Source organism: Amycolatopsis sp. WAC 01416 (assembly GCF_003947485.1).
Classification (GTDB): Bacteria; Actinomycetota; Actinomycetes; order Mycobacteriales; family Pseudonocardiaceae; genus Amycolatopsis.
On sequence record NZ_QHHX01000017.1, the window covers coordinates 118,941 to 145,550 of the forward strand.

Consider the following 26,610-nt stretch of genomic DNA (forward strand, 5'->3'; position numbering starts at 1 on the left):
GCTTCGCATACGGGACCGACAGTTTCCGCGCGGTCATGAGGTGGTCGCGTAGGTCGAGTGGGGAGGATTCGGGACACTCAACGTCCCGAATCCTCCATCGTCGCGTTCAGGTCAGCGCATCGGCAACGCCCGTTCGAGCCCAGCGGAAACCGCGGTCTAGCCCTGCGAAGGATGCCGCAGCGACCGGGTCGTCGTAGCGCCGAGCACGCGCGACGCCATCCAAGCCAGCGCGTCGGCCGTACGTGCCGGAGTGTCCGACGGCTGCATGATGTGGCTCAGCACGGTCCGGACCACGACGTCGATCGCCACATCCAGCTGCTCCGCATCCAGCGGCGGACCGTAGGCGCGAACACGGCCGCGCAGCATGACCGTCGCTTCGCCGAGGAGGCTTCCGGCCCGCGACGTCAGCAGCGGCAGCAACTCGGTGTCGGCGCCGTGCGTTGCCGAGACGATGGCTCGCAGCAGGAGGTTGTCGTCCGCGAGTTCGAGGACGCCGCGGACGGCGTCGTGGATCGCCTCGACGAGGTCGTCGGGGTGCCGTTCGAAGGCGTCCCGGACGACCGTGAGGAACCGCGCGAGTTCGTGCGAGATCATCGCTTCGGCCAGCTGGGACTTCGAGCCGAGTTCGTTGTAGACGGTCTGACGGCTCACGCCGACGACCTCCGCGAGTTTGCTCATCGTCACCGAGGACCAGCCGGAACGCACGGTCAGCTCGATCGCCGACTCGACGATCGGCTGACGGTACGGGCCACCCGTGACCGCGACTGAGGGCGCCTCGCTCATGATCGTCATTCTAGGCCGCCGATTCCGCGGCGAACGCCAGCGCCTCCGGCCACGGGGCCCGCCCGGCGATGTGGCGCCGGTACTTCATGATCTCGCGCGGCCGGTCGATCGTCAGCGCGCCGACGATCCGGTCCCCGCGCCGGTACAGCGCGGTGAACCCGCCGGAAGCCGGAACGGCGGTCACCACCTCGTCCGCACGTGGCGTGCCGACGAATTGGATCCGGTGGTCGTACCAGTCCGACCAGAAGTACGGCACCGGCGCCAGCGCACGGGCCGACTCCGGGGCGAGCGCGTGACGAGCGGCCGCGGCTCCCTGCTCCGCGGCGTTCGTCCAGTGTTCCAGCCGCATCAGTTCGCCGTCGAACAACGGATTCGAGGCGTGTGCGACGTCCCCGGCGGCGTACACGCCGGGGGCGCCGGTCGCGAGCGTGGCATCGCACACCACGCCGCCGTCGCGCTCGTGCAGCGGGACGCCACTCCCGGCGAGCCAGCCGGTGGCCGGGACGACGCCGATGCCGGCGACCACCAGGTCCGCGGGCAGCACCTCGCCGGTCGCGAGCCGGACGCCGGTCACCACGCCGCCGTCGGATTCCAGGCCGGTGACCGTCGTGGACAGCCGCAGTTCCGTACCCGCCTCTCGGTGGAGCGAAGCGCAGACGGCGCCCGCCTCTGCCCCGACGGACCGGGTGAGCGGGACATCGAGCGCTTCGACGATCGTCGCGGGCAGCCCGCGTTTCCTGGCCGCGGCGGCGACTTCCGAACCGATGAAACCGGCCCCGATCACGACCGTGCGCGCCCCGCGGTCGAGCGCGGCGCGGACGGCCAGGGCGTCCTCGGCGGTCCTCAGCGTGTGGACCCCGGTGATTCCCTCGCTTCCGGGCAGCCGCCGCGCGGTGGCGCCGGTCGCGATCACCAGCGCGTCGTAGGGAACCGTGGTCCCCGCCACCGACACCTCGCGAGTGGTGGTGTCGAGCCCGTCCGCGGGGGCGCCGAGCATCAGTTCGACGCCGAATTCGTCGCGCAGCGCAGCCTCACCGTGGAACGGCTCGATCCGCCCGGGGCCTTCCGCGTCGAGGAATGCTTTCGACAGCGGGAGCCGGTCGTACGGCGGGTGGTCCTCCGCGCCGATCAGCACGATCCGCCCGCGGTACCCGTCCCGGCGCGCGGCCTCCACCGCGCGCAGTCCGGCCAGCGAGGCTCCCACGACGACCAGCGCCATGATCAGTCCCGCAGTTTCAGGGCGAGGACAGGGCAGGCGTCGACGGCGGCCGACAGGTCCTGCCGGTATTCCTCACCGGGCCGTTCGTCGAGCACGACGACCGTGCCGTCGTCGCCGACCTCGAAGAAGTCGGGCGCCATCGCCTCGCACATGCCCAGCCCGTCGCATTTCGCGCGGTCCGCCTCGATCTTCATCATGCTCCGACCCTTCCCGGTGCCACGAAATCGACCTTCTCCCGCACGCCGCAGTCCGGGCAGCACCACGAATCGGGGATCCCCGACCACGGCGTTCCGGCGGGGAAACCCTCACGCGGGTCGCCGAGTTTCTCGTCGTAGACGTAACCGCAGCCGGGGCACATCCCGCCTTCGGTCGCGTCGCCGTGCGTGTCGGTGACGACCCGGGACGGCGCGGTGACGCGCGTTCCGTGGCGCGCCAGGATCTTGGCCCGTTTCGACGGCTGGATGTTGGCGCGGGCGATGTCGCCGTCGAAATGCGCGAGCACGCGCGGATCCATCACGCGCCGCCACACCGGCGGGACCAGTGCCAGCACGATCATCCCGGCGTAGCCCGTCGGCAAGACCGGCGATTCCGCGAAATCGCGCAGTGTCTGGTAGCGGCGGGTCGGGTTGGCGTGGTGGTCGCTGTGCCGCTGCAGGTGGTAGAGCAGGACGTTCGTGGCGATGTTGTTGGAATTCCAGCTGTGGCTGGGATCCACCCGTTCGTAGCGTCGCCGGTTCGGCGGGCCGACCTTCTGCCGCCGCATGCCGTAGTGCTCCATGTAGTTCACGACCTCCAGCAGCGAGAAGCCGATCACGGCCTGGATCGCCAGGTACGGCAGGATTCCCGGGCCCAGCCACACGGTCATCGCCGCCCACAGCACGGCCGACATCAGCCAGGCGTTGAGCACGTCGTTGCCGATCCGGAACGGATGCCGGTCGCGCCGGGCGTACCGCTTGCGCTCAAGGCCCCACGCCGATTTCAGCGAGCCGAACACCGTGCGCGGCCAGAACCGGTAGAAGCTCTCCCCCACGCGGCTGCTGGCCGGGTCCTCCGGGGTCGCCACGCGGACGTGGTGGCCGCGGTTGTGCTCGATGTAGAAGTGGCCGTAGAAGCTCTGCGCCAGCGCGATCTTCGACAGCCAGCGTTCGTGGCTTTCCTTCTTGTGCCCCAGTTCGTGTGCGGTGTTGATGCCGATGCCACCGATGCAGCCGATCGAGATCGCCAGGCCGATCTTGTCCGCGACGGACAGGTCACCGCGGGCGATCAGCCAGAACGCGACCACGAAACCCGCGTACTGGATCGGCAGGAACGCGAAGGTGATCCACCGGTAATAGCGGTCCCGCTCCAACCGTTCGATCACGTCATCAGGCGGATTACCGCGGTCCAGCCCGGCCAGCAGGTCGATCAGCGGCACGATCACCAGGATCACGATCGGCCCGATCCAGAACCACACACCCCAGCCGGTGGCCGCGTGCAGACCGATGGCCAGGAACGCGAGCGAGGGGACGACCAGGCCGATCAGCCACAGGTATCGCTTGCGGTCGGTCCACCGTTCGGTCGAGCCCGCCGGGATCGTGCCCGTCATCTCGCTCATCGCACCCTCCTCCGTTGGCTGGGTTTACAAAACTTTAGGTGATGTACACCAGGTTTGACAAGTGGTCACCTTTTGTAAATCCACCGTTGCTTCATTTGGTGAGAACTTGGCGATATCTTGTGTTCGTAAGGAAACTTACTTAACTTGTGAAACACGCCGCGACCCACTTCGTCCGCCCCGAAGGAGCGCGAATGCCCCGATCATCTCGTCGGATCCGACCCGCCGCCGTGACCGCCGTCGCCGCGGCCCTGCTGGCGCTGCCCGCCACGACCGCCACCGCGAGCACCGCGGCGAGCAGCCCCTGGCCGGGCGCTTCCGCCGTCGCGAACGCCGACGGCTCGAACGTCCTCGGCGGCAACATGAGCGGCCTGTCCTTCGGCGGACCCGACGTCCTCTGGGCGGTGAAGAACGGGCCCGGCACGCTGTACCGCCTCGTGCGCAACGGCACGAAGTGGCAGCCGGACACCGCCAACGGCTGGTCGTCGGGCAAGGCGCTGCGCTACCGCGGCGGCAAGGGAGATCCGGACGCCGAAGCGGTCGTGGCCACCCCGGACGGCGTGGTCGCGGCCACCGAACGGGACGGCGACAACAGCAAGACGAGCGCGCTCAAGGTGCTCCGATACGACGTCTCCGGCTCGGCCAAGACCCTCACCGCCAAGGCCGAATGGGATCTGACCGCGGATCTGCCGAAGGTTTCGGCCAACGACGGCCTCGAAGCCGTCTCGTGGGTCCCGGACAGCGCCCTCACCGCAAAGGGATTCGTGGACGAGCGCACGAAGGCGCCGTACAACCCGGGCAGCTACCCCGGTCATGGCACCGGCCTCTACCTCGTCGGCCTGGAGAGCAACGGGATGATCTACGCCTACGCGCTCGACCAGGCGGGCGGCAAGTACACCCGCGTCGCGAGCTTCGCGAGCGGGCTCGACTCCATCATGGAGCTCGAGTACGAGGCTTCGACCGGCAAGCTGTGGGCGGTCTGCGACAACAATTGCGGCGGCGCCTCGACGACGCTCGCCGTCGGCGCGCAGGGCAAGTTCGCCGTGACCGCCACGTACGACCGTCCGAGCGGGATGCCGGACTACAACAACGAAGGCTTCGCCATCGCGGCCGCCTGCGCGTCGGGGAGCAAGCAGGTGGTCTGGGCGGACGACGGGAACGAAGGCGGTCACGCGCTCCGCGCCGGCACCCTCTCCTGCGGCTGAGCAACCACTCCATTCCGGCGCGGATCCGCGTCGGAATGGAGTGCATCGATTCCGGCCTTTCTCCCGGCCCGTTCCTGAACTAGTTTGTCGGCATGAAATTCATCTCCCTGGCGATTCTTCCGGCGTTGGCCATCCCCCTGCTCCTGCCGTCCGCCGCACTCGCGGGCGACGGCTGGGAATCCATCGGCACCGGGATGACCTCCGGCGCCAGCGGCGTCGCCGTCCTCGCCCGCGACGGCGACCGCATCGACGCGCTCGTCCTGCGGGACAACAAGAAATCCGGCGAGAATCGGGCCGTTCAGGTTCGGCTCGAGCACGGCAAAGTGTCCAAAGTGTACTCGATCGACTGGCCCGGCGAACCCCCGGTCGATCTGGAAGCGGCGGAAGGCGTGCCGGGAAAAGCAGGCGAATTCATTGCGCTCGCCAGCGACGGAAAAGGTTTCCACATCAAGCTGAAAGACCGGCGACTGAAAGTGCTCGGCGCTTTCCAGGCCCCCGAAGGAGACCCGGACGACAATTACGAGGGTTTCGCGCTGAAAAAGGTGAATGACCGATTGTTCGCGATCTGGGCGGACCGCGGTCAGGATGCCCGGCCCGCCACGCTCTACTCCGCGGAGTTCTCCGTCTCGAAGCTGTCCTTCAAGAAGCCGAAGTCGATCCCGTTCCGGGTCCCGTACCCGGTCGCCGACGTCCGGCACACCTCGGACGTCGAGATCACCGCGGACGACCGCGTCCTGGTCTCGGCCGCCTCCGATCCCGGAGACGAGGGCCCGTTCGACTCGGCCGTGTACGACGCGGGCGTCCTCCGCTCCGACGGCTCGATCGCCCTCTCCCCCGTCCCGGCGAAGATCGGCGACTTCCCCGGGCACAAGATCGAGGCCATGACCTGCCTTTCGCGCTCGTGCGGCAGCCTGCTCTACGGAACCGACGACGAGGCCGCGGGCGGTAGGCTCCGGATCTCGACCAGGAACGACCCGGAGGACCAGTGATCAGCGAAGACCTGCGTGAACGCCGCCACAAGATCATCGAAGAGCATATGGACACCGAGGTGGCCCACGAGTTCGAGCGCACACTGGGCACCTTCGACGGCCATCCGCACTACGAGATCATGGCGACGGGGCAGATCTTCGACGGCGACGAAGAGGTCATGGCGTACTACCGCATGACCCGGACGGCCTTCCCGGACCAGCGGCACGACAACGTCCGGTACCACTTCGCCGACGAGTCGGTCATCGTCGAGTTCGACCTGCTCGGCACCAACCTCGGCGAGTTCTACGGCCGTCCGCCCACCGGCAAGGCGTTCCGGGTGCCGATCATCGCGGTGTTCTTCTTCGACGAGGACCGGATCACCAACGAGCGCATCTACTTCGACGCCGCCAGCCTGATCACCCAGGCCGGGCACGCCGAACTGCTGACCCTGCTGGCGTCGGGCGAAGTCTGAACCAGGTGACGTCCGGGGCCACCCTGGCTCAGCCGCCGACGTGCGAAAGGCCGAACGCGGTGAGGAAACCGGCGACCGTGATCAGCCCGGTCCACAGCTGCGCGTCGTCGAAGGCCTCGGGGATCATCGTGTCGGCGATCATGGCGAGGATCGCCCCGCCGGCAATCGCGGTGATCACCGCCAGGGTGGCACCGGAAGCACCACCGAGAACGCCGTAGCCGAGCATGGCCGCCACACCGCTGATCACGGCGATACCACTCCACAGGAGGAAAACGTAGCGCCGACTCCGGCCCGCCCGCTTCATCCCCGCGGCGCTGGACAGCCCTTCCGGAACGTTGCTGATGAACACGGCGGCCACGGTCACGACACTGACGCTTCCGCCGCCGAGCAGGCTCGTGCCGATCACCATCGATTCGGGGACGCCGTCCAGCAGGGCACCGAGCGCGATGGCGGTCCCGGAGCCCGCTTGCTCGGTTTCGGACGGCTGCTGGTCACCGGAGCGTTTGCGATGGCGGGCGCCTCGCCGGGCTAGCGCGACGTTGGCGAGGGTATAGACGAGCGCACCGCCGAGAGCGCCGAGCGCGGTCGGCAGGAAACCGCCTTTTTCGTGCGCCTCGGCGATCAGTTCGAAGGAGACGGCGGAGATCAGCACGCCGCTGCCGAAGGCCATCACACCGGCCACGGCCTTGCCCGGGATCCGGACCAGGAAGCCCGCCACCGCGCCGAGCAGCAAGGCCGACCCGGCCAGTAGGCCCCAGCCGCCCGCGGCCAGTAGTTCCGGCACCCGATCTCCTCCTAGCATTCCGAAACCCGTCGCTCAGTCTGTCCGACCTGGTGGCCGGACGCGCGGCGGGAGGATTGCCCCGGAGAACGCGGGGTACTCGACCGGTATGGAACAAGAAGGCGTGACACGCGACAGCCGACGGCATCCGCCGCAGGTGGCCGCCCTGATCGTCGCCGTGGCCTTTCTCGCGGTCGGCGTGCTCGGTTTCATCCCAGGTATCACGACCGGCTACGAGGGGCTGGAGTTCGCCGGGCACCATTCCGAAGCCCGCCTGTTCGGTGTCTTCGCCGTGTCGATCCTGCACAACCTGGTGCATCTGCTGTTCGGCGTGGTGGGTGTGCTCGCCGCCCGCAAACGCTCCGCTTCCCGTGTCTTCCTGATGGTCGGCGGCGGGAGCTATCTGCTCCTGTGGATCATCGGACTGGTGATCCCGCAGAGCAGCCCGGGGAACTTCCTGCCGTTCAACGTCGCCGACAACTGGCTGCATCTGGGCCTCGGCCTCGGCATGATCGCGCTGGGTCTCCTCACGACCGCGCTCGAACGCAAGGCGGGCGACTACCCGGAGCCCGATATACAGCACCAATGAAAACGTCCGGGCCCGCCGCGGAAGCGACGGGCCCGGACGCTCGGGTCAGGCTCAGACCAGGTCGTAGCGGTCGAGGTTCATGACCTTGTCCCACGCCGACACGAAGTCGCGGACGAACTTCTCCTTGGCGTCGTCGCTGGCGTAGACCTCCGCCACCGCGCGAAGCTCGGAGTTCGACCCGAACACGAGGTCGGCACGGCTGCCGGTCCACTTGACCTCGCCGGTCGCCCAGGCGCGGCCTTCGAAGGTCTCCGCGTCAGCGGACGTGGCGGTCCACTGGACGCCCATGTCGAGCAGGTTCACGAAGAAGTCGTTGGTCAGTGACCCCACCTTCCGGGTGAACACGCCGTGCGGGGACTGCTGGGCGTTGGCGCCGAGCACACGCAGGCCGCCGACGAGGACGGTCAGCTCGGGCGCGCTCAGGTTCAGCAGGTTCGCGCGGTCGAGGAGCAGGTACTCCGTCGGGAGACGGTGGCCCTTGCCGCGGTAGTTGCGGAAGCCGTCGACGGTCGGCTCCAACGGGGCGAACGACTCGACGTCGGTCTGCTCCGGCGTCGCGTCGGTGCGGCCCGGGGTGAACGGCACGTCGACCTCGACGCCGCCGTCCTTGGCGGCCTGCTCGACGGCGGCGACGCCACCGAGCACGATCAGGTCGGCCAGCGAGACCTTCTTGCCACCGGTCTGGGCGCTGTTGAACGCCTCCTGGACCCCTTCCAGGGTCCGCAGGACCTGACCCAGCGTCTGCGGGTCGTTGACCTCCCAGTCACGCTGGGGCTCGAGCCGGATGCGGGCACCGTTCGCGCCGCCGCGCTTGTCGCTGCCGCGGAAGGTCGAGGCCGACGCCCACGCGGTGGAGACCAGCTGCGAGACCGACAGCCCCGAAGCGAGCAGCTTCTCCTTGAGGGAGGCGATGTCCGCGTCGTCGATCAGCTCGTGGTCGACGGCGGGCACCGGGTCCTGCCAGATCAGCGTCTCCTGCGGCACCAGCGGGCCGAGGTAGCGCTGGACCGGGCCCATGTCGCGGTGGGTCAGCTTGAACCAGGCGCGGGCGAAGGCGTCCGCGAACTGGTCCGGGTTCTCGTAGAACCGGCGCGAGATCTGCTCGTAGACCGGGTCGAAACGCAGCGCCAGGTCGGTGGTGAGCATGCCGGGCGCGCGGTTGAGCTTGCCGTCCTCGGGGTCCGGCACGGTGTTCTTCGCCTTGCCGTCCTTCGGCGTCCACTGGTGGGCGCCCGCCGGGCTCTTGGTCAGCTCCCAGTCGTACTCGAACAGGTTGTGGAAGAACCAGTTGCTCCACTGGGTCGGGGTCGGCGTCCAGGTGACCTCGAGGCCACTGGTGATCGCGTCCCGGCCCTTACCGCTGCCGAAGGTGTTCTTCCAGCCGAGGCCCTGTTCCTCGATCGAAGCGCCCTCGGGCTCGGCACCGACGTACTTGTCCGGGTCCGCCGCGCCGTGGGTCTTGCCGAAGGTGTGCCCGCCGGCGATCAGCGCGACGGTCTCCTCGTCGTTCATCGCCATGCGGCCGAAGGTCTCGCGGATGTCGCGGGCGGCGGCCAGCGGGTCCGGGTTGCCGTTCGGGCCTTCCGGGTTCACGTAGATGAGACCCATCTGCACGGCGGCCAGCGGGCCCTCGAGCTGACGGTCACCGGTGTAGCGCTCGTCGCCGAGCCACGTGCGCTCGGGACCCCAGTACACGTCCTCGTCCGGCTCCCACACGTCCGCGCGGCCACCGGCGAAGCCGAAGGTGTTGAAGCCCATGGTCTCCAGGGCTCGGTTGCCGGTGAAGATCATCAGGTCGGCCCACGAGATCTTGCGGCCGTACTTCTTCTTGACCGGCCACAGCAGACGGCGGGCCTTGTCCAGGTTGCCGTTGTCCGGCCAGCTGTTGAGCGGGGCGAAGCGCTGCATGCCCGCGCCTGCGCCGCCGCGGCCGTCCTCGATCCGGTACGTGCCCGCGCTGTGCCACGCCATGCGGATCATGAAGCCGCCGTAGTGCCCGAAGTCCGCGGGCCACCAGTCCTGCGAAGTCGTGAGGACGGCGTCGACGTCCTTGGCGAGCTCGTCGAGGTCGAGGGTCTTGAACTCGGCGGCGTAGTCGAACCCGGCGTCCATCGGGTCGGAAGCGGCGGAGTGCTTCCGGAGGATCTTCAGGTTGAGCTGGTTCGGCCACCAGTCGCGGTTGCCCGCGCCTTCGGTGGGGTGATTGCGGCGGCCCGACGAGACGGGGCAGCCGCCCGCGCTCTCTTCGTTCATTTCGCCGACGACGGCGTCCGGGCTGTCAGACACGGGGATCCTTCCGGGAATCAGAACTAGCGGGGTTCAGGAACGGGGTTCGATCGCACAGTCGGGGCACCGGCCCCAGTAGATGACCTCGGCCTCTTCGATCAGAAAGCCTTGATCGTTCGACGCGGTCAAACAGGGGGCGGGACCGACGGCGCAGTCGACGTCGGCGATGGCTCCACATGATCGGCACACGACGTGGTGGTGGTTGTCCCCGACCCGGGACTCATAGCGTGCCACGGATCCCGACGGCTGGATCCGCCGGACGAGACCCGCGGCGGTCAGTGCCCGCAACACGTCGTAGATGGCCTGGTGAGAGACCTCTCCCAGCTCGGAACGCACGGCACCGATGATCGAGTCGGTGTCGGCGTGCGGGTGGTCGCGGACCGCTGTCAGCACGGCCACCCTCGGACGCGTCACGCGCAGGGCGGCCCCGCGCAGCATCCGCTCGAACTCCGGGGTCGTGGGCACGAGCGCAGTCTGGCCCATTTTCTGGAATGAATCAAGTTCTTGCATCCCGGGCGTGTCTCTCCTGCCCCAAGTCCGCACGCACCGAGGACACGAAGACCGAGCGCCCCGAGCCCTTCACGCGCCGTGACGGTGAGTTTGAGGCCATTGGGACGATTCGGCCGCCCGGCACGGCAAGGGCGGTTACCCATATCGACGCCGCTTTTGTGGCTTTCGTTACAGATTCTCTTCAAGAATTTCACTCCGGACAAACAACTGGCCGAAAACGCATTGATCGACGATTTTCGATATCCACGAAGCGCCTCCGGTCACTGGTCTGGACCGCGTAGCGATGACCACACGAAGGTGCGAAAATCGAACGAAACTTGCTCCCGAGGCAAGGAACCCCCACTGTCACCAGAGGCTTTTGGTGCACATCAACACAAAAGTGGCATCACAGGACACCTGGACGAGTGAGTGAGCACGCCGGAGCGTCGCCGGCCGACCCGCACACGCCTCTCGGCCAGGACCCACAATTCGTTGGCAGAGCATGATTCCCCGCAGATCCGCTGCTCCGGGGCCACACGCACACGTGACCACGACTCACTTCCCCCGTGGTAGCGTCTGCGCCCTGCTCCCCACAGTCCGGCCTCATCCAGCGCACACCGTCAAGGAATAATCATGCCCGAACAAGGCTTCAACGTCGTCGTGGCGGTGGATGGTCCTGCGGCGGCGGGCAAGACCACCACCTGCCTTGAACTGGCGAGATCATTCGACCTTCGCTATCTCGAAAGCGGCAGGACTTACCGCATCATCGCTTTCGAAGCACTTCAACGGGAAATTCCGGTCGACAACGCCGGGAAGATCACCGGACTGTGTGACGACTTGATAACGGAGAGTCGTTCGGTGGGCCTACTGACTTCCGAGCGCTACGCGCCGGACAAACTACGCGCGGCCCCCGTCAACGTCGCCGTCTCGACCGTGGCCAAGATCGCGGAGGTCCGCCAGCGTGTCACCAGCCTCATCAGGCTTTGGGCCAGAGCACAGACACGGTGCGTCATCGAAGGACGAGACATCGGCACCGCCATCTTTCCCGCGGCCACCGTGAAGTTCTACTTGACCGCCAGGCCCGAAATCAGGGCGATGCGGCGAGTACGTCAAGAGCGGGCAGCCTCTTACGAGAACGTTCTCAGTGACGTGATCCGCCGAGATGCCGCCGATATGTCCCGAACGTCGTCACCGCTGGTCGCCGCGGAGGACGCCATCAGAATCGACACCTCCGAACTCACGCTCGTGCAGGTGCTGAACCGCATGTCGTCGGCGTGTCGTAACAGAGGCTTAGAGATCAACCGATAGTGCGAGTACGCTTCTGCTTTGTCTGCGACGAAGCTAAGTTGACCACGAGTATGACTTCAAGTGATCGATCAATGACGAGGAGTATCGGGTTATGAGACCGGCGATGGCGAAGGAAAACGAAGCCGAACCGGTGACAGCCGAATGTCTCTTCTGCCATTTCGATGACGCCTCGGTCAATGACGTACTGTTCGAAGGACGCGAGATCTATGTCCGCTGGGACAACTTCCCGGCGGCAAAGGGGCATGTCGAAGTTGTCCCGAAAAGACATGTGGAGTCCTACTTCGCTCTCACAGCGAGTGAGCACGCCGAAGTCTATGCCCTGATCAAGCGGGCATGGCACAAGATCGAAGAACAGTTCCAACCGGACGGATACACCATCGGCGTGAACGAGGGGCAGGCCGCGGGCAGGACGATCGACCACCTGCACATCCACCTGATCCCACGCTACGAGGGCGACGTGCCGGACCCTCGAGGCGGTATCCGTCACGTCCTGCCGGGGACCAATCCCGACGAATGGCTTGCTTGAGCCTTCCGCGCCTCCACCACGAACCAGTTGCCACGCCCGCTCGGCAAGACCCGGACCGATACGAAGCCGGAAGCGGCCAGCTCAGCCACAACGGCTTCGGGCCTGCGTAACGAGAACCAGCGCGAGGATGACATATGCGCGCTTCGCATCCATCCTTCGCCTTCCCCTTCCTTGAGGCTGATCGCGGTGACACCGCGGGGCGCGAGCACTCGATGGAGCTCGGAGAAGACGTGAGGATGTACCTCGCTCGGGAGATGCAGGACGCTCGCACACGCCCAGACGCCGTCGAACACTCCGGCGGCGAACGGCAGGGCCTGGAGATCGCACTGCACCGCGCCGAAGACCGCACACCGACACCGGGTGTGCCGGAGCAACTCTTCGCTGAGGTCGGTCGCGACGACGGCCGTACCTCGCTCGATCAGGTACTCGGAATCGCGGCCGGCGCCACTGCCGAGGTCCAGTACGAGAGCACCCGGCAAGGACTCGAAGAACCGATTCAACTCACGGTCGAGACCGGGAAATTTGTCGAGTGTGTCCGTGGCCCGGATGAAGGCGGCGGCGCTCTCGTCGTAGGCCGAGCGGTTACGTGACACGAGGGCACGCAAGTCTTCGTCGTTCAGGTGCATTCGAAGTCCTCACGGCCGATGGCCATGCCCAGGTTCGTCATCTCCTCGAGCAACTCCCGCCTGTTGAGCACGTCGTAACCCCGGCCGGCGTCGACGCTCACGCAGCCGACGAACTTGTTGCGCCCGCTCCTGATCGGCGTGACGAAGAGCGCCGTTCGATGCCGGAGGGCCTGGAACTCCTCCCACGTCAGGTTCATCACCGATTCCGGTCCGTACCTTGTGACGTGGTCTTCGTATTTCGCCGGGTCGGTGAGGTGCTCCACCAAGGGCGCGACGTCGAACCGCACCTCACGATCGTGTTGCCAGCACAATCCCACAGCCCCGATGCCTCGCGCCGGGGCAAAGCTCCGCGTCGCTGGAAAGGATGACATCCGATAGGAGGAAAGTCGTTTCAGCACACCTTGTACCGGATGTCGCAGCGTGCGCGTCTTCCGCCACACATGGAGCGCCAGATCGCCGGTGTCCAGTGGCGGATCGATTTTCGCACTGATATCGAGCAGTCTGCCGAACGTGGACAGGACACGGCGACGCATCATGACGTTCCGGTCCACAAAGGAGCGTCGCTGCCAGCTTTCGAAGGGTGTGAAAGCGCCGAAAACACCGGCCACGACGAGAACGACCAGCAACAGGTAAGGGCGGCCGGTCAGGAGGTCATCCCAGAAGAGCTTTGAAGGTACGTTGTAGGCCTTGCCCGCCAGGAACAGGGTCGCCGTCAGCAGAATCGCCTTGTCCGCGGCCTTGGCCGTCTTCCGGCTCATGCCTTTCCGTCGCCCTGGTGCCGCCACGCCTTGCCTGGAAGGTCCGTACGCTCGCCGTTCTCACCGGTCAGCACCACCTCGCGCTTCTCGGTGACCACCCCGATCCTGTGGAAGCTCAACGCTTCGGCGAGATCGTCTACCTGGCCTGGAGATATGGTGAAGACGAGCTCGAAATCGACCGAATCCCCCATGACCAGGCTCAACGGCTCCACGTTCACATGGGCAGCGACGGCGGCCACCGCTTTGGGGACGGGAATGGACCGCTCGTCGACGTCGATTCCGACGCCACTCGACTCGGCGATGCCCAGCAAGGTGGCCTTCAGGCCGTCCGAGGTGTCCTGGCAGCTCGTAACCACTCCGCTGGCCCCGAGCACGAGTCCCTCGCCCACCCTGGCCACCGGCCGCTTCCAGTTAACGAGCAACGAGGGAAGCAGGCTGTCGATGACCAGGTCCGGGACGCCGGAGCGCAGATACGCCATCGCGGCCCCGGCGAGGCCGGTCGGGGCCGTGAGGCATACGGCGTCGCCGGGTTTCGCGCCGGACCGCAACAACGCCTTGCCTGCCGGGCAAACCCCCAGGGCCGAGGCGGAGAGGATCAGACGTTCCGCGCCACCGATGTCACCACCCACGTTGAAGCAACCGAACGCGGCACACGCGTCACGGATGCCTCGCATGACGAGGCCGAACAGGACGTCGTCCATTTCGGCCGGGTACCGTACGACCGAAAGTAGCCCGATCGGCTTCGCGCCCATCGCAGCGATATCGCTCAAGTTCGCCGCGACCAGGTAGTACCCCAGGTCGTATTCGTCCAGGTGCCCCATCTCGTACAGCCTGAATTTGGGGCCACGGACGTAGTCGGTGCCCACCACGAGGTCATGGCTCCCGGCCAGCCGGAAGACCGCGCAGTCGTCTTGCGCATCGGCTCCCGTGGTCAGCTCCACGCGGCCGCCGTCCGGAAACGAAACCGGAGCGAACGCACCTGCCTGGCGAGCGAACAACGGAACGATCGTCTGTGCCAGTCTGGTCGGTTCGTCCGAGAATTTCTCACTCACCACAGGACAGCTCCGCATCGACGGTCGTGACGTTGCCACTCAATTTTCCCGGCCAGTAGTCCACCATTCGCATGGTCCGGCGAAGCTCCCCCTTCCGCATCACCACCGCGTAATCCCATTCCGGGTCCTCGATCGCCAGCACGGCGCCGGCGACCGAACGCAGATACTGCCTTTTCTGCTCCCCCGTCGGCCGATAGACCCGGACCCTTTCCCGGTACACGCGGAGGAAATAGGCTGAAGACGGCCACGGCGAGAGCGCGAGTTCCCCGAGAGAGCCCAGATCCCGGTAGGCGAGGGCGTCCGCGATGAGATGATCGTCCACGGCGTCCCCATCGATGGGGAGAAAGTGCAGATGCGCGTGCGTGATACAGGCGTGGCTCTCCTGTCCGGCACTCGACCCGTGCTCCAGAATCAGCGGCTCACCGAAGGCCTCGCGATACAGCGGCACGATCTCGGCGAGAAAGCCTGACACCTCCGCCTCATGGAGGGAAAGTACCTGAGCGAACGACATGTAGTGGTTCGACGGAAGGAGTAGGAGATGCCCGAGGACGAGCGGTGACATATCTGCCAGCAGGGTCAAATTTTCTGTTGAATATATTAGCCGGGACGGTGGGTCACCTTCGTAGAAACGAGCGAAGGAGGTGTCGCCAGCACCTGAAAGCTCTTCACAGAAATCCGCACCCGCGCACTGCATGGTTTCGATCATGTCGCCCCCTGCCGCCTCGCCTGGTCTCCGTCGATCGGACCATCCTGGATTTTTGCGCACGGATATGGCGGACTTGAACGGTCAATGCGGAGGTTAACTCGAACGTCGTAACCTGATCACGGATTCGTGAACGCGAACTTTGGACAAAAGCAGGACACATCATGGCCGATACCTGGCCACTCACCCGATCGCACGAAAAGCGCCCGCCACCCGGTGGGCGACGGACGCTTTCCGCTATCGCGATCCGCTCACATTTACGGCGATCTCAACGAAATCGCGCACGAATATCCATTCATCGGCGAAATCCGCACTCACCGGCCTCCTCGCGCCAGCAGTTCCCGGACCCGTTCCTGCAGCGCCTCCCGCGGGTACGCGTTCACCTGGGCCCCCGCCATCCGCACCGGGTCGCCGAAGAAGAAGTACTCGTACAGCGACTCACGCCCGGCGAAGCTCGAGACCGACGCGTCGAACGCGAGCTTGAACAGCCGCGCGCGGTCCTTCGCGGGCAGTGTGGCCGACTGGAGGTAGGTGTCGATGTCGGGGCGGCCTTCCGCCTCGAAGTCCGCTTCACCCGGCAGAGCCATGAGGCCGGACGCGGAGAACTTGCGGATGATCTCGGTCAGCCGCGGCGAGACCTTGGTGGGGTACCAGTTCCGGGCGGCGTTGAGGACCTCCCATTTGGGCAGGAAGACGCCATCCTCGCTGAGTTTCCCGTCGGCCTCCGCCGCGCGCAGCACGGCCTTCTCGATCTCGACATAGGAAATCAGCTCCGACAGGTCCTGCTGGATGTGCTGGAAGCCGCCGATGCCGATCGCGGCGGCGATCTCACTGGCGAGGCCGAGGTAGAACTCCGTCTTCGCCAGCGTGCGCGTGACGACCTGGTGGGTCATGAGCGCGCCGGCGCCGGTCTCGGAATACCACGCGTTGCACAGTTCCGGATGCCCCAGCAGGAAGACCCGCTCGTTCGGGACGAAGACGTCGTCGAACACCACGACCGCGTCCATCTCCTCGAACCGCGAGGCGAGCGGCTCGTCGAAACGCGAGCGGCCGTGGTCGAGTCCGGCGCGGCAGAAGTACTTCAGCCCGGGTGCGTCGTTCGGGACGGCGAAAGCGTAGGAGTACGGTGCGTCCTCCGGGGTGCCGCGCAGAACTGTCGACGGGAACACCAGGAGTTCGTCCGCGATCGGCGCGATGGTGGCGAGCATCCGGGCGCCGCGGACGACGATGCCGTCCTCCCGCTCTTCGACCACCTTCGCCGACAGGTTGCCGCCACCCTGCTGACTCCCCGACACCGAACGGTTGACCTGCGGCGGGATCAGGGTGTGCGTCGCGAGGAGGTCGTTCTCGCGCGCCATCTCGTAGTACTTCTCGATGCGCTCGCCGAAGACGGGATCGGCCTGGGAAAAGAACTTCTTCGCGGTCGACAGCGCGGTGAGCGACGAGTTCATGTAGTCGCCGGTGCGGCCGAGGAAACCGTTGGAGTACTGCGCCCACACGGAGAAGGCGGCGCGGCGTAGCTTGAGGTCTTCTTCGGTGCGAGGCACCAGGAACGACGTTCCGACGCGCTCCCCCGTGGTCGGCGATTCGTAGGTCAGGACGTCACGGTGCGCCGGGTCGTGCTGGAGGTCGAACAGCTTCGCGTAGGTCAGCGCGTTGTTGCGGAACGCCGGGTGTTCGGCGACCTTCGAGGTCACCTTCTCGCCGTCGACGTACAACTCCGGCGTCATCCCGTTGAGCTTGTCGAGGTACTGCTGTCCGGTACGGGCTCCCATGTCGTGCTCCTTCTCGGGGTGGACGTCGTTGTCAGAACAGGGATTCGTGGCCTTGCGCGGATTCGTGGATGGTCGAGAACTGCCCGTTGACGAAGCCGAGCGCGTTGCCGGAGCGATAGTCGAACTCCTGCACTTCGCCGAGGAACAGGGTGTGGTCGCCGCCGTCGTACGCGGCCCACGGCGTGCAGTCGAACCAGCTGAGGACGCCGCCGAGTCGCGGCGCGTGTCCGCCTTCGACCCAGGTCGGCGCGCCTTCGGGAGTCGGACGGCCGGCGAAGTTCATCGCGAGCGCCTCCTGTTCTGCGCCCAGGACGTTGACCGCGAACGGGCGGTCTGCCAGCAGGTCGTGACTTTTGACCGTGCGCTGGATCGAGACGAGCACGAGCGGCGGATCCATCGAGACCGCGGTGAAGGAGTTCACCGTCAGACCGTGCCGTTTCGTCGCGGCGTCGAAGGTCACCACCGCGACACCCGTCGCGAAGCGGCCGAGACAGCCGCGGAAGAACTGCGCGGGCGGCCGATACAGGCTCGAACCCGGCGAGAAACTGGTTTCGCGTGACATCATCGTCTGTTCCTGTTCTATAATCGAACAGCCAGTTCAACTATCGAAATGGATCGTATACGATGGTTTCGGACTCCCGCAAGACCGCGAGCACATCCCAGACGCTCAGCCGTGGCATCCGCGTGCTCGAAGTCCTTGCCGACGCCCAAGAAGCGCTCAGCGTCGACCAGATCGCCGAACGCCTCGGCGTCCATCGGTCGATCGCGTACCGGCTCATCCGGACGCTCGAAGACCACGGGCTTCTCACGCGGGAACCCGCGGGGAAATTCGAACTCGGTACGCGTCTGGCCGCGCTCGCGGCGGGGATCAAGCACGACCTGCAGGCCGCCGCGCTGCCCGAATTGACCGCGGTCGCGAACGAACTCGGCATGACGTGTTTCGTGACGGTGATGGACCGCGAGGAATGCGTGACCCTGGTCAGCGTGGAACCCCGGCACGCCGTCGCGTCCGTCGCGCAGCGCCCGGGGTCCAGGCATCCGTTCACCGCGGGCGCCCCCGGCCGCGCGATTCTTTCCCAGCTGCCGTCGGAAGAGTGGCCCGAGGAGGTACGGGAAGTGGCCGCCCGCGGCTACGCGGACAGCCATGGCGAAGTGATCGAGAACCTCAGCTCGGTGGCGGTGCCTCTCCCCCTTCGCGGCCACAACCCGGCGGCACTCGCCGTCGTCTATCTGTCGAGCACACGGGCCCCCGCCGAGCTCGCGGAGCGGCTCAAGGCGGCGGCGAAGGCCGTCCGTGACGCTCTAGGCGGGTGAGCGTCACGGACGACCTGATCACTTGCCGAATCGGAGCGGGCTCACCGCCTGCTCGGCCTCATGGTCCGGTCCGAGCGGGATCCCCGACCGGTCCCGCAGCAGCAAAGTGGCGATGAGGCCGACGACGGTCATCCCGGCCAGGTAGACGGCCACGGACACCGACGTGCCGGTCGCGCCGACCAGAGCGGTGGCGATCGTCGGCGCGAAAGCGCCACCGAGGATCGCGCCGAGCGCGTAGGAGATCGAAACGCCGGAGAACCGGATCGAGGCGGGGAACAGCTCCGCGTAGAACGCCGCCTGCTGGCCGTAGGTGAACCCGAGCCCGACGCTGAGGATGATCAACCCGAGCGCCAGCAACACGATGTTCCCGGTGTCCACCAAGGGAAAGAGCACCGCGACGCCGGCAAGTTGCGCGATCCAGCCCAGCACATACGTGCGACGCCTGCCGATCCGGTCGGAGACCGCGCCCGCCGCCCACGTCGAGAGCAGCCAGGTCGCCGCAGACGCGGTCACCGCCCACAGCACCGGCCCGCGATCGAGGCCGATCGGGCCCTTCGGATTGGTCGCGTAGTTCTGGATGTAGCCGCCGGTGGTCATGTAGCCGACGGCGTTGTTGCCCGCGAACACCAGCGCGGCCACCAGGACGAGCACGGAGTGCTTGCGGAACAGCTGGATGATCGGGGTCCGGGTCTGCTCGCGGCGTTCGGCGATCTCACGGAAGACCGGGCTCTCCTCGACACGACGCCGCACGTAGTGGCCGACCAGGATCAGCCCGACACTGAGCAGGAACGGGATCCGCCAGCCCCAGTCGAGGAACGCCTGGCCGGGGACGAGCAGACTGGTCAGCGCCAGGACACCGGAAGCCAGCAGCAGGCCGAGCGGGACGCCGATCTGCGGCGAGGCACCGAAAAGTCCCCGGCGCTTCGACGGCGCGTGCTCGACGGCCATCAGGACGGCACCGCCCCATTCACCGCCCGCCGAAACGCCCTGCAGGATCCGCAGCAGGATCAGCAGCACCGGCGCGGCGACACCGATCTGGTCGAAGGTCGGGAGCACGCCGATCAGCGTGGTCGCGACACCCATCAGGATCAGGGTGAGCACCAGGACCACGCGACGGCCGTACTTGTCCCCGAAGTGTCCGGCGAGGAAGGCGCCGAGCGGGCGGAACAGGAAGCTCACGCCCACCGTGGCGAAGGAAACGAGGGTGCTGTTCGCGCCGAGGCCGGAGAAGAACAGCTTGCCGAAGACGAGACCGGCGGCGGACGCGTAAACGAAGAAGTCGTACCACTCGACCGTGGTGCCGACGACGGTCGCGAAGGCGACCCGACGTCGATCGGAAGACGGTGGGACGGTCCGGCCGGGCGTGCGTTCATCCTGCGCTGGATTCGACACCTTGACTCCTTTGACATAGGCCTGACGCGAGTGGCGGCCCGCTGGGATCCCCGGGCGAGGCGAAGGCCACTCGGTGCCCGCCTTGCCACTGTGGCACGGAATCATATACGTTATTAGATACGAAGCAAGGGTCGAGGATTCAGGGGAACATGGGCACTTACGAGGCATCAGCGCCTTCCGGCCGCGCGTCCGGTCCGCTGGACACCCGGCCGGGCAAGATCATCGCCGTCCATCTCAGCTACACGTCACGGGCCGCACAGCGCGGGCGGCATCCGGCGACCCCGTCGTACTTCTTCAAGCCGTCGAGTTCGATCGGTACGTCAGGCGGCACCGTCGAACGTCCCGCGGGGACCGAGCTGCTGGCCTTCGAGGGCGAGATCGCGCTGGTCATCGGCACCACGGCCCGGTGGGTCAAGCCCGACAAGGCGTGGCACCACGTCGCCGCGGTCACCGCCGCGAACGACTTCGGCCTCTACGACCTGCGCGCGGCGGACAAGGGCTCCAACGTCCGGTCCAAGGGCGGTGACGGCTACACCCCGCTCGGTCCCGGCCTCATCGACGCGCGCGACATCGATCCCTCGTCGCTGCGCATCCGCACCTGGGTGAACGGCGACCTGGTGCAGGAGGACACCACGGCCGGACTGCTGTTCCCGTTGCGACAGTTCGTTTCCGACCTCTCCCAGCACTTCACGCTCGAACCGGGCGACGTCATCCTCACCGGCACCCCCGCGGGATCGACGGTGGTCTCCCCCGGCGACGTCGTCGTGGTCGAAGTGGACGTCCCCGGCACCTCCGCCAGCAGCGGACGGCTGCACACCACGGTCACCCAGGGGATCCGGTCCTTTTCGGACATCGGCAGCCTGCCCGAGGTCGACGACAAGCAGCGTGCCGAGGCTTGGGGCACTCCCGCAGAGGAGTCACCGGAACAGGAAACGCAGGCGCTCAGCGAAGCCCTGCGCGCCAAACTGCTGCGCGCGCCTGTCGCGGGCTTGTCCGCCCAGCTGCGCAAACGCGGGCTGAACAACATCGCGATCGATGGCGTGCGCCCCAATCTGCCCGGCTCGAAGGTCGTCGGCACGGCGAGGACCTTGCGCTTCGTCCCGAACCGTGAAGACCTCTTCAAATCCCACGGCGGCGGTTACAACGCACAGAAACGCCTCTTCGACTCGGTCGGCGACGGCGAGGTGATCGTCATCGAAGCCCGCGGCGACAAGGGTTCCGGGACACTCGGGGACGTCCTGGCGTTGCGGGCGCGCTACCTCGGAGCGGCAGGCGTGATCACCGACGGCGGGGTCCGCGACTTCGAGGCCGTCGCCGCCACCGGCCTTCCGGTGTTCTCGCAGGGCCCGCATCCGGCCGTCCTCGGCCGCAAGCACGTGCCGTGGGACACCGACGTCGCGGTCGCCTGCGGCGGCGCCACCGTGCTGCCCGGCGACATCATCGTCGGCGACGACGTCGGCGTGGTCGTCATCCCGCCGTCACTGGCCGAGGAGGTCGTCGACGCGACGCTCGTCCAGGAGCACGAAGACGCGTGGATCGCCGAGCAGGTCGGCCAGGGCCGCCCGATCGAGGGGCTCTTCCCGCTGAACCCGTTGTGGCGGGAAAGGTATGAGGCATGGCAGAAGAAGCAGTGAAGACGACCAGCAAATCCGAACTCGCCTACGAGTGGCTGCGTGAGCGGATCGCCCGGCACGAGTACGGCCCCGGTTACCGGCTCGTCCTCGCCGAGATCGCCGGCGCGCTCGACATGAGCGTAGTCCCGGTGCGCGAGGCGATCCGGCGGCTGGAGGCCGAACGGCTGGTGACCTTCGAGCGCAACGTCGGCGCGCGCGTGGCGATGGTGGACCAGAACGAGTACGTCCACGCGATGCAGACCCTCGGCGTGGTCGAAGGGGTCGCCACCGCGCTGTCCGCGCCGCAACTCTCCGAAGAGAACCTCGCGCGGGCCCGCCGGGTGAACGAGCGCATGATCGCGCTGCTGGACCACTTCGACGCGCACGAGTTCACCGCGTTGAACCAGCAGTTCCACTCGCTCCTGTTCGAATGCTGCCCCAACCCGCAGATCCTCGACCTCGTGCACCAGGGCTGGACCCGGCTGTCCGGACTGCGCGACTCGACCTTCGCGTTCGTTCCCGACCGCGCGCACCGGTCGGTCGAAGAACACGAACAGATCCTCCGGCTGATCTCCGAGAAAGCCGACCCGCTCGACATCGAATTCGCCGCGCGCAATCACCGCTGGGCCACCATGCAGGCCTTTTTGGACGCGCGAGAGCGCGCGAAACGCTGACTGAGGAGGACTCTTGACCAGCACGACTCCCCGGCTGATCCCGGACGGCGTCCCGGAGCGGATCCGGCACTACATCGGCGGCGAACTCGCCGACTCGGCCGACGGTGCCGTTTTCGACGTACTCGACCCGGTGACCAACGAGGTCTACGTCCAGGCCGCCGCCGGCAAGAAGGCCGACATCGACCGCGCCGTCGCCGCCGCACGGAAGGCGTTCACCGAGGGCCCTTGGCCGAAGCTGCTGCCGCGCGAGCGTTCCCGAGTGCTGAACCGCATCGCGGATCTCGTCGAGTCGCGGGACAAGCGGCTCGCGGCACTGGAGAGCTTCGACTCGGGCCTGCCGATCTCACAGGCGCTGGGGCAGGCTCGCCGGGCCGCGGAGAACTTCCGGTTCTTCGCCGACCTGATCGTCGCGCAGGCCGACGACACCTACAAGGTGCCCGGCCGCCAGATCAACTACGTCAACCGCAAGCCGATCGGTGTCGCCGGACTGATCACGCCGTGGAACACCCCGTTCATGCTGGAGTCGTGGAAACTCGCCCCCGCGCTGGCGACCGGCAACACCGTCGTGCTCAAACCCGCCGAGTTCACGCCGCTCTCCGCGTCGCTGTGGGCAGAGATCTTCGAGGAGGCCGGGCTCCCGCAGGGCGTGTTCAACCTCGTCAACGGCTTCGGTGAGGACGCCGGCGACGCGCTGGTGAAGCACCCGGACGTCCCGCTGATCTCGTTCACCGGCGAGAGCGGCACCGGCAGCCTGATCTTCGGCAACGCCGCGCCGTTCCTCAAAGGACTGTCGATGGAGCTGGGCGGCAAGTCCCCCGCCATCGTCTTCGCCGACGCCGATCTGGAGACCGCGATCGACGCGACGATCTTCGGCGTGTTCTCCCTCAACGGCGAACGCTGCACTGCGGGCAGCCGGATCCTGGTCGAGCGCGCGATCTACGACGAGTTCGTCGAGCGCTACGCCGCGCAGGCCGAACGTGTCGTGGTGGGCCACCCGCGCGAGCCCGAGACCGAGGTCGGCGCGCTGGTGCACCCCGAGCACTACGAAAAGGTCATGAAGTACATCGAGATCGGGAAGACCGAGGCCAGGCTGGTCGCCGGCGGCGGCCGCCCCGATGGCTTCCCGACCGGGAACTACGTGGCTCCCACGGTGTTCGCCGACGTCAAACCGGACGCCCGGATCTTCCAGGAGGAGATCTTCGGCCCGGTCGTCGCGATCACGCCGTTCGACACCGAAGAAGAGGCGCTGGAGCTCGCGAACAACACGAAGTACGGGCTCGCGGCCTACGTCTGGACCAACGATCTCAAGCGGGCGCACAACTTCGCGCAGTCCGTCGAGGCGGGCATGGTGTGGCTCAACTCGAACAACGTCCGTGACCTGCGAACCCCCTTCGGCGGGGTCAAGGCGTCCGGGCTGGGGCACGAGGGCGGTTACCGCTCGATCGACTTCTACACCGACCAGCAGGCGGTGCACATCAATCTCGGCGAGGTGCACAACCCCGCCTTCGGCAAGGGCTGACCCCGTTCCCCGTCCACAAAGGATGACGCAATGAAGCCGATCCCCACCCCGAAATCGCCGCCGCCGGACGTCCTGCGCTGCGCGTACATGGAACTCGTCGTCACCGATCTGGCGCGTTCGCGCGCCTTCTACGCCGACATCCTCGGACTGACGGTGACCGAAGAGGACGACACGACGGTCAGCCTCCGCACGATCGACGAGTTCATCCATCACAACCTCGTGCTGCGCGAGGGTCCGGTCGCCGCGGTCGCGGCGTTCTCCTACCGGGTGCGGTCACCGGAGGACCTGGACAAGGCCGTCGCGTTCTACACGGAACTGGGCTGCCGGGTCGAGCGCAACGAAAGCGGGTTCACCAAAGGCATCGGCGATTCGGTGCGGGTGCAGGACCCGCTCGGCTTCCCGCTCGAGTTCTTCCACGACGTGCAGCACGTCGACAGGCTCAGCTGGCGCTACGACCTGCACGTTCCGGGCGCGCTGGTCCGGCTCGACCACTTCAACCAGGTCACCCCGGACGTCCCGCTCGCGGTGAAGCACATGGAAGACCTCAACTTCCGTGTCACCGAAGACATCCAAGACGACCAAGGCGTCACTTACGCGGCCTGGATGCGGCGCAAGCCCACCGTGCACGACACCGCGATGACCGGCGGCGACGGGCCGCGGATGCACCACGTCGCCTTCGCCACGCACGAGAAACACAACATCCTGTCCATTTGCGACAAACTCGGCTCGCTGCGGATGTCGGACCACATCGAACGCGGCCCCGGCAGGCACGGCGTCTCGAACGCGTTCTACCTGTACCTGCGCGACCCGGACGGGCACCGCGTCGAGATCTACACCCAGGACTACTACACCGGCGACCCCGACAACCCGGTCGTCACCTGGGACGTGCACGACAACCAGCGCCGCGACTGGTGGGGCACGCCGGTGGTCCCGTCCTGGTACACCGACGCCTCCCTCGTACTCGACCTCGACGGCAAACCGCAGCCGGTGGCCGCGAGGACCGAGGAAACCGAACTGGAAGTCACCATCGGCGCCGACGGCTTCTCCTACACCCGCAAAGGTGACGACGAAGGCGAACTGCCGGCCTGGAAACAGGGCGAGTACAAACTCGGCAACCAGCTCTGAGTGCCGGTTGGCGGAGCTGCGGATGTATCTGAAAGGCGACCGAACGCGTGAACCCGCTCGATCGCAGTGGCGGGTTCACCAGCAGACAATAAGGCGGGGACATGCTCGAACAGGAGAAGATCACCGCGATCGCCGACGAACTGGCGGCCGCGGAGGAGGCCCGGGAGACGATCCCGCTGCTGACAGCGCGCTATCCGGACATGACCGTCGAGGACTCGTACGCCGTGCAGAACGAATGGCGGCGCCGGGGCATCGCGGCGGGGCGCCGTCCGGTCGGGCGCAAGATCGGGCTCACGTCGAAGGTCATGCAGGCCGCCACCGGGATCACGGAACCCGACTACGGAGCCATCTTCGCGGACATGGTGTTCGAGAACGGTTCCGTGATCGAGCACAGCCGGTTCTCGAACGTGCGCATCGAGGTCGAACTGGCCTTCGTCCTTCGTGACTCCCTCGCTGGACCGGGCACCACGGTGTTCGACGTACTGCGCGCGACCGAGTACGTCGTGCCCGCGCTGGAGATCCTGTCGTCGCGCATCGAAATGGCGGGACGGACCATCGTGGACACGATCAGCGACAACGCGGCCATGGGCGGGATGGTCTACGGCGGCAACCCGGTCGCCGTGGACGCCGTCGACCTGCGGTGGGTTTCGGCGCTGTTGTACCGCAACGAAACCATCGAGGAATCCGGCGTCGCCGCCGCGGTGCTGAACCATCCCGCGAACGGTGTCGCCTGGCTGGCGAACAAACTCGCCCAGCACGGTGACCAGCTCGATCCGGGCGACATCGTGCTGGCAGGCTCGTTCACGCGGCCGATGTGGGTGCACCCCGGCGACACCGTGACCGCCGACTACCGGGACCTGGGGGCGATCACATGCCGCTTCGTCTAGACCCGCCGTTCCGGGATCAGTTGGCCGAGCGACCGCGGATCGGCATGTGGGTCACGTCGGGAAGCCCGGTCGTCGCGGAGATCTGCGCGGGCTCCGGACTCGACTGGCTGCTCATCGACACCGAGCACTCCCCCGCCGGACTCGAAACGGTGCAAGCGTTGCTTCAAACGATCGCCGCGTATCCCATCACGCCGATGGTGCGCGCCCCGTCCGGTGACGCGGTCGCGCTCAAGCAGCTGCTCGACCTGGGCGCGCAGAACCTGCTGGTGCCCATGGTCGACAGCGCGGTGGAGGCGGAGGCCGTCGTGCGGGCCGTCCGCTATCCGCCGCGTGGCGTACGCGGTGTCGGCAGTGCTTTGTCGCGGTCGGCGCGCTGGAACCGGGTCGAGGACTACCTCCTGAAGGCCGAGGAGTTCACGTCACTGTTCGTCCAGATCGAGTCGACGGCAGGTGTCGCGGCAGCCGCCGAGATCGCCGCTGTCGACGGCGTCGACGGGGCGTTCGTCGGCCCGTCCGATCTGGCCGCCTCGATGGGTCTGCTCGGGCAGCAGACCCACCCCGACGTCACAGCAGCCGTGCTGAGCACCTTCGAGGCCGTCCGTGCTCAGGGGAAACCGGTGGGGGTCAACGCGTTCGATCCCGCACAGGCCCAGCGCTACCTCGAGGCCGGTGCTTCGTTCGTGCTGGTCGGTGCCGATGTCACCCTGCTCGCTCAAGGTTCGGAGGCGCTCGCGCGGCGTCATCAGGCTTAAGGTCTTCGCATTCACTGCGGTCGAAGGTTGGGCCGTCGTTCCGTGAAGGACCCCTTGAGGGACCCAGGGTCCCTCAAGGGGTCCTTCATGTACTTCAAGCAGGCGAAGGTGGGCCTCGCTCGGGAGGGTCGCCTGCTCCAGCGTGGCGCTCGTGAGCTTTCTGTCGTGCGATGAGGGCGTCGCAGGTCGCGAGTAGGTGCCT

The 26,610-nt window shown here is 66.9% G+C and carries 27 protein-coding genes; 13 read left to right on the forward strand and 14 right to left on the reverse strand.

Annotated features, from left to right (window positions below; all coding sequences use genetic code 11):
• Positions 1 to 156: 156 nt before the first annotated feature.
• Genes DL990_RS40150 through DL990_RS40165 form a run of 4 tightly spaced genes read right to left on the reverse strand, consistent with a single transcriptional unit; the run spans position 157 to position 3,596 of the window.
• A complete protein-coding gene (locus DL990_RS40150) occupies positions 157 to 792 on the reverse strand; it encodes a TetR family transcriptional regulator (RefSeq protein ID WP_125782843.1) in 636 nt (211 codons plus the stop codon).
• A 1-nt stretch (position 793) separates the two neighbouring features.
• Entirely contained in the window at positions 794 to 2,002 is a 1,209-nt protein-coding gene (locus DL990_RS40155; protein WP_125801788.1) for an NAD(P)/FAD-dependent oxidoreductase, read from the reverse strand.
• A 2-nt stretch (positions 2,003 to 2,004) separates the two neighbouring features.
• Positions 2,005 to 2,199: a ferredoxin gene (locus tag DL990_RS40160; protein ID WP_125782839.1), complete on the reverse strand. Its 195-nt coding sequence runs from the start codon at positions 2,197 to 2,199 to the stop codon at positions 2,005 to 2,007.
• Positions 2,196 to 3,596, reverse strand: a complete 1,401-nt coding sequence (locus DL990_RS40165; RefSeq protein ID WP_125801789.1) for a fatty acid desaturase — start codon at positions 3,594 to 3,596, stop codon at positions 2,196 to 2,198. Before DL990_RS40165 ends, DL990_RS40160 begins: the two co-directional genes overlap by 4 nt.
• A gap of 191 nt (positions 3,597 to 3,787) precedes the next feature.
• Here DL990_RS40165 and DL990_RS40170 point away from each other — a divergent pair, with 191 nt between their 5' ends.
• The 3 genes from DL990_RS40170 to DL990_RS40180 all read left to right on the forward strand — a co-directional run bounded on the left by DL990_RS40170 (position 3,788) and on the right by DL990_RS40180 (position 6,239).
• Positions 3,788 to 4,798: a hypothetical protein gene (locus tag DL990_RS40170; protein WP_125801790.1), complete on the forward strand. Its 1,011-nt coding sequence runs from the start codon at positions 3,788 to 3,790 to the stop codon at positions 4,796 to 4,798.
• A gap of 92 nt (positions 4,799 to 4,890) precedes the next feature.
• Positions 4,891 to 5,787 (forward strand): hypothetical protein, encoded by an 897-nt coding sequence (locus DL990_RS40175; RefSeq protein WP_125801791.1) that lies wholly within the window; start codon positions 4,891 to 4,893, stop codon positions 5,785 to 5,787.
• Positions 5,784 to 6,239: an ester cyclase gene (locus DL990_RS40180; RefSeq protein ID WP_125782831.1), complete on the forward strand. Its 456-nt coding sequence runs from the start codon at positions 5,784 to 5,786 to the stop codon at positions 6,237 to 6,239. Before DL990_RS40175 ends, DL990_RS40180 begins: the two co-directional genes overlap by 4 nt.
• 28 nt (positions 6,240 to 6,267) lie before the next feature.
• On the opposite strand, the gene DL990_RS40185 is transcribed toward DL990_RS40180, so the two are convergent.
• Positions 6,268 to 7,023 carry a ZIP family metal transporter gene (locus DL990_RS40185; protein WP_125782829.1) on the reverse strand — a complete coding sequence of 252 codons (756 nt, stop codon included), beginning with the start codon at positions 7,021 to 7,023 and terminating at the stop codon, positions 6,268 to 6,270.
• A gap of 106 nt (positions 7,024 to 7,129) precedes the next feature.
• On the opposite strand from DL990_RS40185, the gene DL990_RS40190 reads away from it, so the two are divergent.
• Positions 7,130 to 7,609, forward strand: a complete 480-nt coding sequence (locus DL990_RS40190) for a DUF4383 domain-containing protein (protein ID WP_125782827.1) — start codon at positions 7,130 to 7,132, stop codon at positions 7,607 to 7,609.
• Between the two features lie 51 nt (positions 7,610 to 7,660).
• Here DL990_RS40190 and katG read toward each other — a convergent pair whose 3' ends face one another.
• The gene (katG, locus tag DL990_RS40195; RefSeq protein WP_125782825.1) at positions 7,661 to 9,895 is read right to left on the reverse strand and encodes a catalase/peroxidase HPI; all 2,235 of its coding nucleotides are present in this window, start codon (positions 9,893 to 9,895) and stop codon (positions 7,661 to 7,663) included.
• 33 nt (positions 9,896 to 9,928) lie between these two features.
• Positions 9,929 to 10,360 (reverse strand): Fur family transcriptional regulator, encoded by a 432-nt coding sequence (locus DL990_RS40200; protein WP_199746796.1) that lies wholly within the window; start codon positions 10,358 to 10,360, stop codon positions 9,929 to 9,931.
• Positions 10,361 to 11,017: 657 nt separating this feature from the next.
• Between DL990_RS40200 and cmk the strand changes: the two genes are divergently transcribed.
• The gene (gene cmk, locus DL990_RS40205) at positions 11,018 to 11,692 is read left to right on the forward strand and encodes a (d)CMP kinase (protein WP_125801792.1); all 675 of its coding nucleotides are present in this window, start codon (positions 11,018 to 11,020) and stop codon (positions 11,690 to 11,692) included.
• Positions 11,693 to 11,795: 103 nt separating this feature from the next.
• Positions 11,796 to 12,218: an HIT family protein gene (locus DL990_RS40210; protein WP_233598735.1), complete on the forward strand. Its 423-nt coding sequence runs from the start codon at positions 11,796 to 11,798 to the stop codon at positions 12,216 to 12,218.
• Here the strand turns inward: DL990_RS40210 and DL990_RS40215 are convergent.
• The 6 genes from DL990_RS40215 to DL990_RS40240 form a co-directional block, all read right to left on the reverse strand.
• Entirely contained in the window at positions 12,176 to 12,844 is a 669-nt protein-coding gene (locus DL990_RS40215; protein WP_125782817.1) for a class I SAM-dependent methyltransferase, read from the reverse strand. The genes DL990_RS40210 and DL990_RS40215 overlap by 43 nt on opposite strands.
• A complete protein-coding gene (locus tag DL990_RS40220) occupies positions 12,835 to 13,602 on the reverse strand; it encodes a hypothetical protein (RefSeq protein ID WP_125801793.1) in 768 nt (255 codons plus the stop codon). Before DL990_RS40220 ends, DL990_RS40215 begins: the two co-directional genes overlap by 10 nt.
• Entirely contained in the window at positions 13,599 to 14,654 is a 1,056-nt protein-coding gene (gene thiL, locus DL990_RS40225) for a thiamine-phosphate kinase (RefSeq protein ID WP_233620712.1), read from the reverse strand. The genes DL990_RS40220 and thiL overlap by 4 nt, the downstream gene beginning before the upstream one ends.
• Positions 14,647 to 15,360, reverse strand: coding sequence for an HIT domain-containing protein (locus DL990_RS40230; protein WP_125801795.1), 714 nt, complete (start codon positions 15,358 to 15,360; stop codon positions 14,647 to 14,649). The genes thiL and DL990_RS40230 overlap by 8 nt, the downstream gene beginning before the upstream one ends.
• 311 nt (positions 15,361 to 15,671) lie before the next feature.
• Positions 15,672 to 17,132 (reverse strand): 4-hydroxyphenylacetate 3-monooxygenase, oxygenase component, encoded by a 1,461-nt coding sequence (gene hpaB / locus DL990_RS40235; protein ID WP_125801796.1) that lies wholly within the window; start codon positions 17,130 to 17,132, stop codon positions 15,672 to 15,674.
• A 31-nt stretch (positions 17,133 to 17,163) separates the two neighbouring features.
• The gene (locus tag DL990_RS40240) at positions 17,164 to 17,697 is read right to left on the reverse strand and encodes a flavin reductase family protein (protein ID WP_125782807.1); all 534 of its coding nucleotides are present in this window, start codon (positions 17,695 to 17,697) and stop codon (positions 17,164 to 17,166) included.
• Between the two features lie 59 nt (positions 17,698 to 17,756).
• Between DL990_RS40240 and DL990_RS40245 the strand changes: the two genes are divergently transcribed.
• Positions 17,757 to 18,446 (forward strand): IclR family transcriptional regulator, encoded by a 690-nt coding sequence (locus DL990_RS40245; protein ID WP_125782805.1) that lies wholly within the window; start codon positions 17,757 to 17,759, stop codon positions 18,444 to 18,446.
• A gap of 18 nt (positions 18,447 to 18,464) precedes the next feature.
• Here DL990_RS40245 and DL990_RS40250 read toward each other — a convergent pair whose 3' ends face one another.
• A complete protein-coding gene (locus tag DL990_RS40250) occupies positions 18,465 to 19,838 on the reverse strand; it encodes an MFS transporter (protein WP_125782803.1) in 1,374 nt (457 codons plus the stop codon).
• 149 nt (positions 19,839 to 19,987) lie between these two features.
• Between DL990_RS40250 and DL990_RS40255 the strand changes: the two genes are divergently transcribed.
• The 6 genes from DL990_RS40255 to DL990_RS40280 all read left to right on the forward strand — a co-directional run bounded on the left by DL990_RS40255 (position 19,988) and on the right by DL990_RS40280 (position 26,408).
• Positions 19,988 to 21,472, forward strand: a complete 1,485-nt coding sequence (locus DL990_RS40255; protein WP_125801797.1) for a fumarylacetoacetate hydrolase family protein — start codon at positions 19,988 to 19,990, stop codon at positions 21,470 to 21,472.
• Positions 21,454 to 22,125: a GntR family transcriptional regulator gene (locus DL990_RS40260; protein WP_125782799.1), complete on the forward strand. Its 672-nt coding sequence runs from the start codon at positions 21,454 to 21,456 to the stop codon at positions 22,123 to 22,125. The genes DL990_RS40255 and DL990_RS40260 overlap by 19 nt, the downstream gene beginning before the upstream one ends.
• A gap of 13 nt (positions 22,126 to 22,138) precedes the next feature.
• Positions 22,139 to 23,644: a 5-carboxymethyl-2-hydroxymuconate semialdehyde dehydrogenase gene (gene hpaE, locus DL990_RS40265; RefSeq protein ID WP_125801798.1), complete on the forward strand. Its 1,506-nt coding sequence runs from the start codon at positions 22,139 to 22,141 to the stop codon at positions 23,642 to 23,644.
• Positions 23,645 to 23,674: 30 nt separating this feature from the next.
• Complete coding sequence (hpaD, locus tag DL990_RS40270) at positions 23,675 to 24,769, forward strand: 3,4-dihydroxyphenylacetate 2,3-dioxygenase (RefSeq protein ID WP_125801799.1); 1,095 nt, start codon at positions 23,675 to 23,677, stop codon at positions 24,767 to 24,769.
• A 101-nt stretch (positions 24,770 to 24,870) separates the two neighbouring features.
• Positions 24,871 to 25,656 (forward strand): 2-oxo-hept-4-ene-1,7-dioate hydratase, encoded by a 786-nt coding sequence (hpaH, locus tag DL990_RS40275; RefSeq protein ID WP_125801800.1) that lies wholly within the window; start codon positions 24,871 to 24,873, stop codon positions 25,654 to 25,656.
• Positions 25,641 to 26,408 carry an HpcH/HpaI aldolase/citrate lyase family protein gene (locus DL990_RS40280; protein ID WP_125801801.1) on the forward strand — a complete coding sequence of 256 codons (768 nt, stop codon included), beginning with the start codon at positions 25,641 to 25,643 and terminating at the stop codon, positions 26,406 to 26,408. The genes hpaH and DL990_RS40280 overlap by 16 nt, the downstream gene beginning before the upstream one ends.
• Positions 26,409 to 26,610 lie beyond the last annotated feature (202 nt).

Coding starts and splice junctions, on each gene's coding strand:
- DL990_RS40245 (WP_125782805.1), top strand. CDS start 17,757: ATGGTTTCGGACTCCCGCAAGACCGCGAGCACATCCCAGACGCTCAGC.
- DL990_RS40260 (WP_125782799.1), top strand. CDS start 21,454: ATGGCAGAAGAAGCAGTGAAGACGACCAGCAAATCCGAACTCGCCTAC.
- DL990_RS40190 (WP_125782827.1), top strand. CDS start 7,130: ATGGAACAAGAAGGCGTGACACGCGACAGCCGACGGCATCCGCCGCAG.
- cmk (WP_125801792.1), top strand. CDS start 11,018: ATGCCCGAACAAGGCTTCAACGTCGTCGTGGCGGTGGATGGTCCTGCG.
- hpaD (WP_125801799.1), top strand. CDS start 23,675: ATGAAGCCGATCCCCACCCCGAAATCGCCGCCGCCGGACGTCCTGCGC.
- DL990_RS40170 (WP_125801790.1), top strand. CDS start 3,788: ATGCCCCGATCATCTCGTCGGATCCGACCCGCCGCCGTGACCGCCGTC.
- DL990_RS40210 (WP_233598735.1), top strand. CDS start 11,796: ATGGCGAAGGAAAACGAAGCCGAACCGGTGACAGCCGAATGTCTCTTC.
- DL990_RS40255 (WP_125801797.1), top strand. CDS start 19,988: ATGGGCACTTACGAGGCATCAGCGCCTTCCGGCCGCGCGTCCGGTCCG.
- DL990_RS40230 (WP_125801795.1), bottom strand. CDS start 15,360: ATGATCGAAACCATGCAGTGCGCGGGTGCGGATTTCTGTGAAGAGCTT.
- DL990_RS40160 (WP_125782839.1), bottom strand. CDS start 2,199: ATGATGAAGATCGAGGCGGACCGCGCGAAATGCGACGGGCTGGGCATG.
- DL990_RS40280 (WP_125801801.1), top strand. CDS start 25,641: ATGCCGCTTCGTCTAGACCCGCCGTTCCGGGATCAGTTGGCCGAGCGA.
- DL990_RS40215 (WP_125782817.1), bottom strand. CDS start 12,844: ATGCACCTGAACGACGAAGACTTGCGTGCCCTCGTGTCACGTAACCGC.
- hpaB (WP_125801796.1), bottom strand. CDS start 17,132: ATGGGAGCCCGTACCGGACAGCAGTACCTCGACAAGCTCAACGGGATG.
- DL990_RS40165 (WP_125801789.1), bottom strand. CDS start 3,596: ATGAGCGAGATGACGGGCACGATCCCGGCGGGCTCGACCGAACGGTGG.
- hpaH (WP_125801800.1), top strand. CDS start 24,871: ATGCTCGAACAGGAGAAGATCACCGCGATCGCCGACGAACTGGCGGCC.
- DL990_RS40220 (WP_125801793.1), bottom strand. CDS start 13,602: ATGAGCCGGAAGACGGCCAAGGCCGCGGACAAGGCGATTCTGCTGACG.
- DL990_RS40155 (WP_125801788.1), bottom strand. CDS start 2,002: ATGGCGCTGGTCGTCGTGGGAGCCTCGCTGGCCGGACTGCGCGCGGTG.
- DL990_RS40240 (WP_125782807.1), bottom strand. CDS start 17,697: ATGATGTCACGCGAAACCAGTTTCTCGCCGGGTTCGAGCCTGTATCGG.
- DL990_RS40175 (WP_125801791.1), top strand. CDS start 4,891: ATGAAATTCATCTCCCTGGCGATTCTTCCGGCGTTGGCCATCCCCCTG.
- DL990_RS40150 (WP_125782843.1), bottom strand. CDS start 792: ATGACGATCATGAGCGAGGCGCCCTCAGTCGCGGTCACGGGTGGCCCG.